Raw genomic sequence first — 13,113 nt, forward strand, 5'->3', positions numbered from 1 at the left:
AGTCCTCGTTTCCTACCGTTTTCCACCTGTACCAGATTAACCGATGCCGCGACCGGCTGACGGACCGGTGCCCGGGCCTCATCGACCCCGGCAATGCGGGCGATCTCCCGACCAGACCTTACAAACACATCATATGGGCATGCTCATACCTCAGACCTCGTAGGTGACCCCCACGGCTGCATGGCCCCTCCAGGCCTTCCGCCCGAACCCGGGAGGTATGAGTAGGAAGCCAGTGGCGCTCCAGGCCAGTTCCGGTGTGACGCACTGGGCATCCACCCTGCGCCCGCGACCCCCCTGCCAGGCCGTGTAGAGTCCGGGTACGGGGCCCGCCATGTCCCTGACCACATCGACGAACTCGCCCTCCTCGAACACCCGGTCCATCCAGGCCGCCTCCTCCCGCTCCCGGGCCGGTCGACGGGCCGGGGAGGAGTCGGCGGACAGCCCGGACCTGTCCCCTTCAAGCTGCGACGCGACCGCAGACCCCCCGGTGGAGACCGCCTCCGGTCCACCCTGGTCGAGGGCCGTATGGACCATGTCGAAACCCCCGCAGACCACTGCCTGGCGCCCGCCGCCGGCGGCCTCGGTCTGGAGGAGGCGGAGACGGTCCTGTGCCCGGGCCAGGAAGTCGGCCCGGGGGGACCCGGCCGGGTGTACGGGAACCTCCGAGGGGGAAAGGCCATCGGGGCCGGGTACCGACAGGCTGACCATGGTGATGCCGTACCCCTGTGGAGAAATCAGGTCGGCCTGGACCCAACCTGTCCCCTGGACCCAACCCCTTCCCTGGACCCCGGCCGGCCCGCCTTCCCCTTCCGCCCGTCCACGCGCGCAAGGCGGACCGAGCGGAACCACCGCCACCGAGTCCTCTTCCTTTTCCTTCGCCTGCCGGACCTGTACGGGAGACGGGGCGGCCCCGGAAATCAGGGTGGCGGCACGGCTGACCTGTGATCCGGACCCTTGCAGGCAGCAGACATCCGGCCGCCGGGACATCACCGCCCCCAGGAAGGCGGGCAGGTCATGGTCGGCCATCCCGTGCAGGTTGATGCTGTACACGCTCAGGGTCATGGGACCAGGGTAACAGGGTGCCCTTCAGGTTTCAGGCCCTAGGGAAAGCCATCTCGTAACGATTCCTCAACTGCTCGATGGAGACGTGGGTGTATCGCTGGGTGGTGCGCAGGGAGGAGTGCCCCAGCATCTCCTGGACCTCACGGAGGTCGGCTCCCCCGTCAAGCATGTGGGTGGCGGCCGAGTGCCGCAAGGCATGGGGGCCTATGTCAGGCACGCCGGCCCTGGCCGCCTCCTCGTGGACCACCTGCCTGACCTGCCTCTGGCCCACACGGCCCCCCCGCGCCCCCAGGAAGAGGGGGTCTTTGATCGATGTCCGCCCCCATTCCACCCCGGAAAGGACGGGCCGGCCCCGTCTGATCCAGGCCTTCAGGGCCAGGGCGGCCGGTCTTCCGAAGGGAATCACCCTCTCCTTGCCCCCCTTGCCCATGACCTTGACGGTCCCTCCGGGCAGGTCAATGCCGGAGAGGTCAAGGCCGACCAGCTCAGCCACCCTCATCCCCGTGGCGTAGAGGAGTTCCAGCATGGCCGCATCCCGCAGGCGAAGGGCCCCTGCCCTGGAAGTCTCCTCCCCGGAACCCTCAACGGACGTGGGGACGGCACCCTGCGGGGCCGGCCGCCCCTTATCGGCAGCCCCCTGCAACCGGCCGGATGCCCTGTCCTCGGCGGTGTCCATCAGACGGGCCGCCTGTGTCCGGGTCAGGACCTCAGGAAGGTGCTCCCCCTGCTTGGGGGTGTCCAGCATGGCGGCCGGGTCCCTGTCGATCATGCCGTGGGCGGCCAGGTAGGAAAAGAAAGAACGGACGGCGGCCGACTTGCGGGCCATGGAGGAACGGGCATGGGTCCTGGATTCGTGGGCCATCCAGGAGCGCAGGTCGCCGATGTCCACCTGCGACAGGTCCGTGATCCCCCTGCGCCTGATGACGCCCAGAAAGGAGACCAGGTCCGCCCGGTAGGAGCGGACGGTGTTGGGGCTCCTCCCCTTCACCCTGGTCATGAAGTCCGTGTATGCGTCGAGTTCCCGTTCGAAGGTCAACCTGGCTCCCTCCTGCCTGCCCAGTCTACCCCGACCAGGTCCGCATATAATTGGCCCGGGAGGTGGATCATGCCCTTGCCACAGAGCATTCCCCCGGGCTCCCGCCTGGTCGTCAGGACGGCCGAAGGGGTCGACGGGGACGACGGGCGGATGAAGTTCCGCGACTACATAGGACACCTTGTGTCCTGGGACGGAAGGACCATGGTCCTCAACAGGGATGCATCGGCCAATGGGAGCCGGCCAGCCCAGGTGGTGGAGCTCCCCGCTGAGCGCATAGTCCGGATCAAACCCATTCCGGAACGCTCCTACCCCCTAGGCCGGCATGACGGGAGTCGGCCGGCCGGCAACCGGGCCCGCCCCTGAAGACGGTTCCAAGGGTCGGCACCGGGCCCCTGCAAGGCCTCACATGGTGGGCCCCCGACTGACCCTGACCCTTCGGGCGGTCAGGAACCTTTCCACCCGTTCCCCCCTCATGGCGGAAGCCGTCAGAAGTTCCCTCCAATCCTGGGCGCCCAGGTCGATGGTGGAGGTCGAAGCGCCCTCCCCGCCGGCCTGGGCCGTCTTATAGTCCCTGTATGGCTGCGCCTGACTGAAGAATGCCGCGAACCGGTCGGCCGTCGGCTCGCTCCGAGAGGACCCGCCGCCACCCGAGTCCGGTGCCAGCGCCTCCAGGTCCTCGGCAACAGCCGTCAGCCTTCGCGACACCTCCCTAAGAAGGGGGACCACCTCGGCCGCGTTCTCCTCCACCATGGCCCTGGTGCGCTCGGGATCGGTCAGGCTGACCCTGGTCATGTCCCGCCAGGAGCCGGCCGAGAGTTGGACGGCCAGGTTGCGGTCCGGGCTGTCCACGAGGGTGTCCGCCAGGGCGGTCGAAACCACGTGCGGCATGTGGGAGATAAGGGCCGTCGCCCGGTCGTGGGCCGCCGGATCCATGACGATCAGTTCGTCGCCGACACCCTGGGTGATCATGTCCGCCACCGTGAGGAACCTGCCAAAGTCCGTCCCCCCGTCCACACAGACAGCCCACAGGGCTCCTTCGAAAAGGTTGGGGTCGGAGGAGGAGAAGCCGGACCGTTCGTTCCCGGTCATCGGATGGACTCCCACGTAACGGTCACTCAGGCCGGCCCTCCCGACCCGGTCGGCCACCCACCCCTTGACGCTGCCCACGTCTGTCAGGGTGGTCGACGGGGTCAAAACGGGCGCGAGACGGTCCAACATCTCCGGCATGACCTTGAGCGGGGTGGCCAGTACAAGCACGTCCGGCTTGCCCGCCGCCAGATCCTCAAGGGTCCGCACACAATGAATCCCTGCCAGACGGGCCGCCTCATAAGGCCCCTCGTCATGGTTCCAGGCGATGACGAACCGCCCCCGGTCGACAAGGCGACGGGCCAGGGACCCTCCGATAAGGCCCAGACCGGCAATCGCTATCTTGTGGGCCGAGGTGAGGATGGGCGATGGGGCCATTCCCGGCAGGGGGTGCATGGCATCCGGTCCTGCCGAGCCCGACCGGGCATCGAGGAAGGGGGGCAGACCCCCGGTCTGCCCTGGGCCGCCGAGGCGGCCTCCGTCACGATCGGCCCCCGGTCCCACGGACAGGGAGGGAGCCGGGACAGGACCCCTGACGGACCTCCACGCATCCACTGCCCTGCCCTTTCCGCTGTCGTCTACCATAACAACTCCTTGTCCACATCCATCCCCGGGAGTCCATCTGGACCCATGGCCTTCCCCGCCCCGGCCCCTCCCCTGGGCAACATCCACTGGGCGATGGGGGGCTCCGGCCTCTGCCTGCCGGGGTAGACCGCCAGGGTCTTGACCCAGTCCCCCCTGCCCACCGACTCCCTCATCACGTCCCGCAGGCTGGGGTCCCAGGGGGCCGCGTCGATGGTGGCCATGAAGCTGTAAGTCCCGTCATTGCCCTTGATGGGGCGCGACATGAAACTGGTCATGTTGAGTCCCGCATCACGGATCCTGTCCAGGAGACCGGCCAGGACACCCGGTCCCGTGTCCAGGGGGATGAAGACGACCACGGACTCGTAGGCGCTCCCCCGGTCTCCCGTCCGGGGGGATCCTCCAGGTCCCCCACCCAGCCTTCGGGCCAGACCGGCCGCCTCCCTCCGGGCCGACAGGAGGAGGAAGTCCGTGCGGGCCCCCTGAAAGTCCTGGACGGAGCTGCGGTAGGTCTCCAGGCCATACAGACCGCCACAGACCGCCGGCCCCAGGGCCACCTGCCCCGGACGCAGATCACGACAGGCCGCCGCATTCGACGGGGCAGCCACCGGTTCCAGGCCGGTTTCGACTATGAACCTACGGCATTGGGCCAGACCATGCGGGTGGGCCACCACCTGCCTGAGGTCCTCATCACCCGGTCTGACGAAGGCGTCGAAGGCCACCTCCTGCACCAGAAGCCCGAAACCTGCCACCTCCAGGGCATCGGTCAGGGCATCCATGTTGGGCACCACATGGCCCTCGACATTGTTCTCCCATGCCAGCACGCCCAGACCGTCGCCGTCCTCCACATGGCCGATGACGTCGAAGGCCCTCTCGCAGGCGGCAAGGTGGGTCTCCAGCCTGAGAGCCCCCTTCAGCCTTTCCCCGGCGGCCATGGCGGCCTGATGGCTGAAGGATCCGAGCGGTCCCAGGAAGTAAAGCATCTTCCCGTCCTCGTTCTCAGTCATCCGGTCCCTCTCCGTCAGCCCCGTCGAGCGCGGGCGCGGCATCTGGACCCTGCGGCCCGTCCGTGACGGAATGCGCCCCGGAGGTTTCGTCCACCCCACGGGCATGATCCGGGGCCGGCCCCCCACCCAGGTAGGTGAGGACCCCGTCATGGAAGAGGCTGTCAGGCATGAGGAGGACGGCCAGTTGGAGGAAGACCACACCGCACAGCCAGAACCAGAAGGCATGGCGGGTCATGAAGGGGAGGGAGTCGCTGGGCAGGTCCAGGGGCATGAGCACGTCCCCTCCCGGTCCGTACCGGGCCATGAGCCAGACCATCACCGTGGAGGAGACCATGTGGAGGGCCAGGCCAAGTGCACCGGAGTCCAGACGGACCCACCAGGCGGCCAGGAGGACCAGGAGGTAGGCAAGGACAATCCCATATGGGAAGGAGGTCGCCGCCCCCGCCCGGTGGACCACGGTGCCTACCAGCCCGACGATCAGGCCTACGACCAGGGCCAGGAGGTAATTCCAAGGGGACCTGGCCACCCGGGTCCCCTCCCTGACCCTCCCGGCCGGGAGCCCCTGCTCACCGTGCGACTTTTCAGATGGAGACATGCCCTTCACCCTAGTATGACCCGAGTATGACAGAGCATGACAGAGCATGACCGGGTCCGGGTACGGATCCTGCCAGAAGGCACCGAAAATGCCTGATGGCCCGCCGGCAGGATGTCGGCGGGCCATCAGGGAAGCTCAGGGGGCAGGTCTCACTTGCCGGCGTTGGCCCTGCGCTGGCGGGCGTTCCACTTGTACCAGGCATCCCTGTCAAGGATGATCTTGCGCACGCGGATCGATTCCGGGGTCACCTCGACGCACTCGTCGTCGTTGGCGAAGTCCAGGGACTCCTCCAGGCTCATCTGGATGGGAGGGGTCAGGGTCTCCAGGACGTCGGCCGTGGATGAACGCATGTTGGTCATGTGCTTCTCCAGGGTGATGTTGATGTCCAGATCTCCCGGCTTGTTGTTGATCCCGACGATCTGCCCCTCGTAGACCGGTGACTGGGGCTCGACGAAGAAGTCGCCCCGGGCCTGAAGCTTCTGCATGGCATAGGGGCTGGCCTTGCCGGAGCGGTCGGAGACCATGGACCCGTTCTGACGGGTCTTGATCTCGCCGGCCCAGGGGGCGTACCCGGCCGAAATGGATGAGGAGATGCCCGTGCCGCGCGTGGCGGACAGGAGGGCTGTGCGGAAACCGATCAGACCGCGGGAGGGGACGGTGAACTGCATGCGCACCCAGCCGGACCCGTGGTTGGTCATCGTGTCCATCCGGCCCTTGCGGTCGGCCATGAGCTGGGTGACCGCCCCCATGTACTCCTCGGGGACATCGATGGTGTCGTTCTCCATGGGCTCGTAAATCTTGCCATCGACCTTCCTGGTGACCACTTCGGGCCTGCCGACGGTGAGCTCGTAACCTTCACGCCGCATCTGCTCGGCCAGGATGGCCAGGGCCAGCTCGCCGCGCCCTTGGACCTCCCAGGCGTCGGGACGGTCCGTGGGCAGGACCTTGATGGAGACGTTGCCGATGAGTTCGCGGTCCAGGCGGTCCTTGATCATGCGGGCGGTCAGTTTGTGGTCCTTCCCCTCGGTGCCGGCCAGGGGGGAGTTGTTGGTGCCGAAGGTCATCGAGATGGCGGGGTCGTCCACGTGGATCAAGGGGAGGGGACGGGGGTCGTCGATGTCGACGATTGTCTCGCCGATCATGATGTCCCCGACTCCTGCCACGGCCACGATGTCGCCGGGTCCCGCCTCCTCGACGGGGTAACGGTCCAGACCCTTGGTCCGCAGGATCTCGGTCAGCTTGAAGTTCTCCAGGGACCCGTCCACGCGGGAAAGTCCGTACTGCTTGCCCTTGACCAGGGTCCCGTTGTAGATGCGGACCAGTCCCAGACGCCCCAGGTAGTCTGAGGCATCGATATTGGTCACGTGTGCCTGGAGGGGGGCGCCCTCCTCATACTCCGGAGCCGGGATGTTGGTCAGGATGGCCTCGAAGAGAGGTTCCAGATCGCCGTTGTCGGGTTCGGCGCCGTCTGCGGGCTGCCTGGTGGAGGCCTTGCCCGCCTTGGCCGCGCAGTAAATCACCGGCAGGTCCAAGAGGGAGTCCAGATCCAGGTCGACCCCCTCCTCGCTCACATCCTGGGCCAGACCGAGCAGGAGGTCGGTGGACTCGGAGACGACCTCGGAGATGCGGGCGTCGGGACGGTCCGTCTTGTTGATAACAAGGATGACGGGGAGCTTGGCCTCCAGGGCCTTGCGCAGGACGAAGCGGGTCTGGGGCAACGGCCCCTCGGAGGCATCGACCAGGAGGACGACCCCATCGACCATGGATATGCCGCGCTCCACCTCACCGCCGAAGTCGGCGTGGCCCGGGGTGTCCACCACGTTGATGGTAATCCCCTCGGGATGGCCCAGCTTGGAGGCCAGGGGGCCCGTGTACTTGACGGCCGTGTTCTTGGCCAGGATGGTGATCCCCTTCTCGCGCTCCAGGTCGTTGGAGTCGAGGACCCTGTCGGGGATCTCCTCGCGATCGGAGAAGACGTGGGACTGCTGGAGCATGGCATTGACCAGGGTGGTCTTGCCGTGATCGACGTGCGCCACAATCGCCACATTCCGTATATCTCCACGTACCGCCATCAATACCTCATTCTCGCTGTTTCACTCTCAACATACCCGCCGCCTCGTGAAGCAACCCGGGAATCACCTGGTGACCCCCCGGGGATGCGCGACCGGGGCATGGTCCGGCAGACCGGACAAACAGACATAATCGTAACCGCGTCGCCTGACAGGAGGGGAGACCGTGAACCTGTCAGCACAATCTCCCCCTCAGACCCCCTGCCCGGCCCCCTCCTGGGCCTGGGCCAGGGCGGTCTCCTCATCCGGCAGGAAGGGTGCCAGGGAGGGCAGTTCCTCCAGTGAGTCCATCCCCATCTGCTCCAGGAAGAGACCGGTGGTGGTCAGGAGGGCCGCATGGGTTTCACGGTCGGCTCCATCCTCACGGATCAGCCCCCTGACCAGGAGGGAGCGCACGACCCCGTCGGAGTTGACGCCCCTGATCTGGGCCACCTGGCTCCGGGTCATGGGTTGGCGGTAGGCGATGATCGCAAGTGCCTCCAGGGCAGCCTGAGAGAGTCGGGAGGACTGTCCGTCGCGGACGAAGGCCGCGACGACCGGCTGGTATGCGGGGCGTGTGGTCAACTGCCAGCCCCTGGCCGAACGCCGCAACTCGAAACCATGCCCCTGGTAGGCGGCGACCAGGTCGGTCAGGTTTCTGACCACGTCGGATTCGTCCAGGGCCAGGACCCTGGCCAGGTCGGCGGTCTGGAGGGGTTGGTCGCTGGCCATGAGGACGGCCTCCAGACAGGCCCGCGCCCCGCCGGGGAAGTCGTCCACGTCAAAGTCCACATACTCCGGCCTGGTATCGGGAGGGTCCTGCCCCGGCCCAACCCCCTGCCGAGCGGACCGGTCCGTCTGGTCCGCAAGACCGCCGCCAACGTCTGCGCTCATGCGAAGTCTCCCTCATGTATGGTCTCGTCGGCCCCCTCGTCCTCGTCCCCCACCCATCTCAGGTAGAGGGGGGCATAGGGACCCTCCTGCTTGTACTGGATGACCTGCTGCTTGAAGAAGGCCAGGACCGCCAGAAAGCGGGCCACGACCTCAAGGGTGTTGGAGGCCGTGGCTATGATCGTGCCGAAGGCCACGGCCTGTCCCGGACTGGCCAGGAGGGCCCGCCTGACCACTGAGGCCTGTTCGTTCAGGTCCACCAGGGGCACGTGGAGCTGTCGGACCGAGACCTCGTCGGCGGGGGCGTTGGCCAGGGCGGTCGCCGCCAGGAGGGCCAGGTCGGCCGGGCCGACCTTCCACTTGAGATCCGGCGGGGCCGGCAGGGTCACATCATGAAAGCCCGGATGCGGGTACCGGCCTGAATTGGCGGCCAACCGGACCTGGAAGTCCTGGCTTGCCTGTTTGTAGGCCCGGTATTGAAGGAGGCGGGCGAAGAGGAGGTCCCTCTCCCGCAGGGCCTCCATGCTGGCCTCGTCCCTGAGGCCGTCCTCCTGGGCGGGCAGGAGGGCGGCGCTCTTTGCCTCCACCAGTATGGAGGCGACATCCAGGAAGGAACTTGCCTGGTCAAGACTGGAGGAGAAGTCCAGGCCGGATACGTAGGTCAGGAATTCGCCGGTGATTGCGGACAGGGATATCTCGGTCAGTTCCAGCCGGCGGTTGGCCAACATGGACAGGAGGACGTCGAAGGGCCCCTGGTAGACGTCAAGGTCGACGGAGAAGCCTTCGGAAGAGACCCTGCCGAAGGCATCCGGCCCCTCCCCCTGTGCGGCTGACGAGGATGCGACCACTGCGATCAGGCCACGATCCCGCGGGAGACCAACTCCCTGGACACCTCGCGATACTCCTTGGCCGTCTTGTGGTCCGGGGAGAACATGGTGATCGGCTCCCCCGCGACCGTTGCATCCGGCAGCTTGATGGACCGGGTGATAACGGAGTGGAAGACCTTGCCTTCGAAGGCCTCGTATATGCGCTGGAGGACCTCCTCCGAATGGAGCGTCCTCGTGTACATGGTGACCAGCACCCCGTACACCTGCAAGTCCGGGTTGATCCGGCTGCGCACCTTTTCGATCGACTGCATGAGGAGGGCCACGCCGCGCAGGGCGAAGAACTCGGCGGCGACCGGGATGATCACCCCGTCGGCGGCCGTCAATGCGTTGACGGTCAGCAGGCCGAGGGAGGGCTGGCAGTCGATGATGATGACATCGTATTCCTTGCGCAGGGGGCGGATGGTCGAGGCCAGCGCCTGCTCCCTGCCCACCTCGCTGACCAGCTGGATCTCGGCGGCCGACAGGTCGATGTTGGCGGGGATGACATCCAGGCCGGGGAACCGGGTGTGCATGACGACCTGGTGGACATCGAGCGTGGAATCGAACATGGCCGTGTATATCGTGTTGTCGACGCCGTTGGCATTGACCCCCAGACCCACCGTCGCGGCCCCCTGAGGGTCGAAGTCGACGATGAGGACCCGCCTGCCATATTGGCTCAGGGCCCCGGCGATGTTGATGGAACTGGTCGTCTTGCCCACACCGCCCTTCTGGTTGCACATGGCGATGACACGGGCCGGTCCGTGTTGTTTCAAAGGTTCAGGGGCGGCGAAGGTCTCATAATTGCGCCCCAGCAAATCGGTAGGCATACCCTTACCCTACCAACATCCGGGAATGATTGGGGTCAGCGGGTTCCGGCAGGGGCCGACGGACCCCGCAGCCGGGGCCTTACAGGGAAAGGGCCGGTGACCTGGGTGGGCGCGAGGTATTGGGAACCAGTGCGGGTGCCCATGATGACGGCAGATCCCTAACGGGCGCGTGGGTGCGAGGTCTGGTAGGCTTCGATCAGCTTCTGGGGACTGACATGGGTGTATATCTGCGTCGTTGTCACCGATGAATGACCGAGGAGTTCCTGGACCGACCTGACATCGGCCCCGCCTTCGATCATGTGGGTCGCGAACGAATGACGGAGGGTGTGGGGGTGAAGGGGGCGTTGGATGCCGGCGCGTTCCCCGGCCTGCCTCACCACCTCCCAGACGGATTGCCTGCTGAGCCTGCGCCCCCTCTTGTTGAGGAAGACCGCCCTGGATTCGGTCCCCCTTCTGGACCGGCCCTGGAGAGGTGACCGGCCCTGATTCAGATAGGCCGTCAGGGCCTTGCGGGCGTAGGAGCCGACCGGGACAAGACGTTGCTTGTCCCCCTTGCCCGTCAGACGGGCAAGGCCCTCGTCCAGATCCAGATCGTTCAGGTCCAGCCCCACTGCCTCCGACACACGGCAGCCAGTGGCATACATGAATTCCAGCAGCGCCCTGTCCCGCAGGACCACCGGGTCGTTGGACCCCCCCATGGAGGCCGCCTCCAAGAGGCGGGAGACCTCGTCTACGGTCAGCACATCGGGCAGGGTGGAAGGTCCCTTGGGCGCCTTGACCTTTTTCGATGGGTCTGCCCCGGTAAGCCCCTGCCTGAAGGCGAAATCATGCCATGCATGGACGGCGGCCATCCTGCGGGACCTGCTGGCCGGGCTCTCATCGGCCAAGGAGGCCAGGAAGCCCTCCACGTCGGACTCCGTCACCTCCCCCAGCTCCCGACGGCCAAGGCCTTCCAACCAGTGCACGTACATGGTCAGGTCGGACTGGTAGGCGGACACCGTGGCCGGGGCCAGCCCACGTTCCACGCCGATGTAAGCCAGGAACTGGTCCAGAAGGTCCGTCAGGGCGGCGGGGTCCCCTCCGGGGGCGGCGGCGGGGTCCGGCGACCCGCCCGTGCCCGGTCCCGGCCTGCCCTGAGTGATCATGGCCGTCATTGTAGTCTCAGGCAGGAACCCGCCCCATCGGTCTCGCCCCATACGGACCGGGCCTTGATGCCGCAACCGGCCCCGCCGAAGCCAAGCATGAACTCGCCCCATACGGACCGGGCCATGGTGCCTTGAGAACCGTTCAGGAGATCTGCCTGAGGAGGCCGCCTATCCCCTCCTCGCGAAGGATCCGCTGGTAGGGGCCCACCTCCCGGGAGATGATCCCGTCGATGGCGTGCATACCCAGCACCTCGACCGGGGCCTTGTCGTCGGTGAGGACCATGCCGCTGCCCTTGGCCACCGGAGTCAGGTCGGCAGACACCCTTTCCATCTCAGGCATGAGCTCCGTCTTCCCCCTGCCGTCCATGGCGGCAGCGGCCGAGGCCAGCCTGCCGGTCCCCGCCAGTGAGGCCATCGTGCCGCTCCCGCCCCCCTGGGCCCTGTCGGCGGTCTTTTTCGCGAAGAGTTCGCGGTTCGTGGTCTGGGGGACGTCCGCAGTCAGCAGGGAGTCCCTGCCGAAGACCTTGGCGATGGTGGCGGTGAGGGCGGCGTTGATGGACCCTTGGCCGTCGTCGATCATGTTCATGTTGACCACCATGACCCCGCCCGGGTTCAGGTGGTCCTTGACCAGGGAGAAGAACTCCACGGAGCTCATCTGGAAGGGGATGGTGATGTCCTGGTAGGCATCGACCATGATCAGGTCGTAATGCTGACGGCTGGCGGCCAGCCAGGCCCTCCCGTCGTATGTGGAGACCGGGAGGTCGGCGGGCTGGCCGAAATACCGGACGGCCAGGTCGCTTATCGACCGGTCGCTTTCTACCCCTTGTATGGACATTTGCGGATAGTAGCGTTTCAGCTGGCGGGCGTAAGTGCCCGTCCCCATGCCCAGGATCAGGGCGGAACGGGCCTGGTCAGCCATGAGCGGGGCCGCCAGGGCCGTGTCATAGTACATCCCGGTCATGCCGGGCCGTTTCATGGTCACGGACTGGACCCCGAACAGGACGTTGGTCGACAGTATGGTCCGGTCGGAGAGGGTTTTGACCTGGAGGTAGTTGTAGATGGACTCCCCCTCATAGGTCAGCCCCTTCTCCCAGAAGGCGAACCCCGTCAGCGGGGACAGGGCTGCCGATACCACGTAGATGGCAGCAGCCGCCGCGCAGGCCAGGCGTCGCACATAGGAGGAAAGGAAGTAGACCAGGGCGACCAGGAGGAGGACCCCGGAGAAGATCAGGAAGGTGACGAAGGTCCCCACGGCCGGGATGGTCACGAAGGTGGGCAGGAAGGTGCCCAGGATGGACCCCACGGTGTTGCAGGCGCTCAGACGGCCGACGACCGAGGCGTTGTCGTCCAGGGAATCGGTGGCGTTCTTCACCAGTCCGGGCGTGATGGTCCCCAGGAGGAAGAGGGGGGGTACGAAGATGACCAGGCAGGAGACGAAGGCGGCCAGGACCAGGAAGTTCGTGGACACCGTCACGATCAGGAGACCCGAGACAAGGATGATCAGGTACTTGCCGACCAGGGGTATCAAGGCGATCCAGACGGCGGCGACCATGATGCGCATGTAGAGCCGGTCCGGGTCCGGGTCACGGTCGGCCCAGCGGCCTCCGGCGACGGCGCCCAGGGCCAGGGCGATCATGATGGTCCCGATGATGATGGTCCATACGATCTGCGAGGAGGAGAAGTAGGGTGCCAGGAGGCGGGAGGCACCCAGCTCTGCCGCCATGACGGCCATGCCCGAGAAGAACTCGGTCACATAGAGGAAGATCCGTGACCCCAGTATGGGTCTGTCCGTCGGAGGCTTCCCCCTGTCCGACTTGCCAGCCCCGGGGACCCCCGCCCCGTCCTGCCCGGCCAGGGCGTGGTCATCTGTCATGGAGGCTCCCCTCGTTGGTGTCGTCAATCAACCTACCGTCCCCAGGGTGAATCGTCAAATAGGGAAGAACCCGCACAGGGAGCGTTTGGCCAGGT

The 13,113-nt window shown here is 66.4% G+C and carries 12 protein-coding genes; 1 reads left to right on the forward strand and 11 read right to left on the reverse strand.

The features are described from left to right. Window positions 1–150 precede the first annotated feature (150 nt). Window positions 151–1,062, reverse strand: a complete 912-nt coding sequence (locus V6584_RS04905) for an exonuclease/endonuclease/phosphatase family protein (RefSeq protein WP_340469349.1) — start codon at window positions 1,060–1,062, stop codon at window positions 151–153. A gap of 31 nt (window positions 1,063–1,093) precedes the next feature. Continuing rightward, window positions 1,094–2,098, reverse strand: coding sequence for a tyrosine recombinase XerC (locus tag V6584_RS04910; RefSeq protein ID WP_340469350.1), 1,005 nt, complete (start codon window positions 2,096–2,098; stop codon window positions 1,094–1,096). 69 nt (window positions 2,099–2,167) lie between these two features. Here V6584_RS04910 and V6584_RS04915 point away from each other — a divergent pair, with 69 nt between their 5' ends. After that, the gene (locus V6584_RS04915) at window positions 2,168–2,461 is read left to right on the forward strand and encodes a DUF6725 family protein (protein ID WP_340469351.1); all 294 of its coding nucleotides are present in this window, start codon (window positions 2,168–2,170) and stop codon (window positions 2,459–2,461) included. 39 nt (window positions 2,462–2,500) lie between these two features. On the opposite strand, the gene V6584_RS04920 is transcribed toward V6584_RS04915, so the two are convergent. The 9 genes from V6584_RS04920 to V6584_RS04960 form a co-directional block, all read right to left on the reverse strand. After that, a complete protein-coding gene (locus V6584_RS04920; protein WP_340469757.1) occupies window positions 2,501–3,562 on the reverse strand; it encodes a prephenate dehydrogenase in 1,062 nt (353 codons plus the stop codon). A gap of 200 nt (window positions 3,563–3,762) precedes the next feature. Continuing rightward, window positions 3,763–4,773, reverse strand: a complete 1,011-nt coding sequence (locus V6584_RS04925; RefSeq protein WP_340469352.1) for a prephenate dehydratase — start codon at window positions 4,771–4,773, stop codon at window positions 3,763–3,765. After that, window positions 4,766–5,368, reverse strand: coding sequence for a hypothetical protein (locus V6584_RS04930; protein ID WP_340469353.1), 603 nt, complete (start codon window positions 5,366–5,368; stop codon window positions 4,766–4,768). Before V6584_RS04930 ends, V6584_RS04925 begins: the two co-directional genes overlap by 8 nt. Before the next feature lie 149 nt (window positions 5,369–5,517). Beyond that, the gene (gene typA / locus V6584_RS04935; protein WP_340469354.1) at window positions 5,518–7,440 is read right to left on the reverse strand and encodes a translational GTPase TypA; all 1,923 of its coding nucleotides are present in this window, start codon (window positions 7,438–7,440) and stop codon (window positions 5,518–5,520) included. Between the two features lie 189 nt (window positions 7,441–7,629). Beyond that, window positions 7,630–8,310, reverse strand: coding sequence for an SMC-Scp complex subunit ScpB (scpB, locus tag V6584_RS04940; protein WP_340469355.1), 681 nt, complete (start codon window positions 8,308–8,310; stop codon window positions 7,630–7,632). Then, entirely contained in the window at window positions 8,307–9,155 is an 849-nt protein-coding gene (locus tag V6584_RS04945; protein ID WP_404802601.1) for a segregation and condensation protein A, read from the reverse strand. The genes scpB and V6584_RS04945 overlap by 4 nt, the downstream gene beginning before the upstream one ends. A gap of 5 nt (window positions 9,156–9,160) precedes the next feature. Further along, window positions 9,161–10,000, reverse strand: a complete 840-nt coding sequence (locus V6584_RS04950) for a ParA family protein (RefSeq protein WP_340469356.1) — start codon at window positions 9,998–10,000, stop codon at window positions 9,161–9,163. 158 nt (window positions 10,001–10,158) lie between these two features. Further along, window positions 10,159–11,145, reverse strand: a complete 987-nt coding sequence (gene xerD, locus V6584_RS04955) for a site-specific tyrosine recombinase XerD (RefSeq protein ID WP_340486230.1) — start codon at window positions 11,143–11,145, stop codon at window positions 10,159–10,161. A gap of 142 nt (window positions 11,146–11,287) precedes the next feature. Beyond that, window positions 11,288–13,018 carry a spermidine synthase gene (locus V6584_RS04960; RefSeq protein ID WP_340469358.1) on the reverse strand — a complete coding sequence of 577 codons (1,731 nt, stop codon included), beginning with the start codon at window positions 13,016–13,018 and terminating at the stop codon, window positions 11,288–11,290. Window positions 13,019–13,113 lie beyond the last annotated feature (95 nt).

The organism is Bifidobacterium favimelis, assembly GCF_037963085.1.
Classification (GTDB): domain Bacteria; phylum Actinomycetota; class Actinomycetes; order Actinomycetales; family Bifidobacteriaceae; genus Bombiscardovia; species Bombiscardovia favimelis.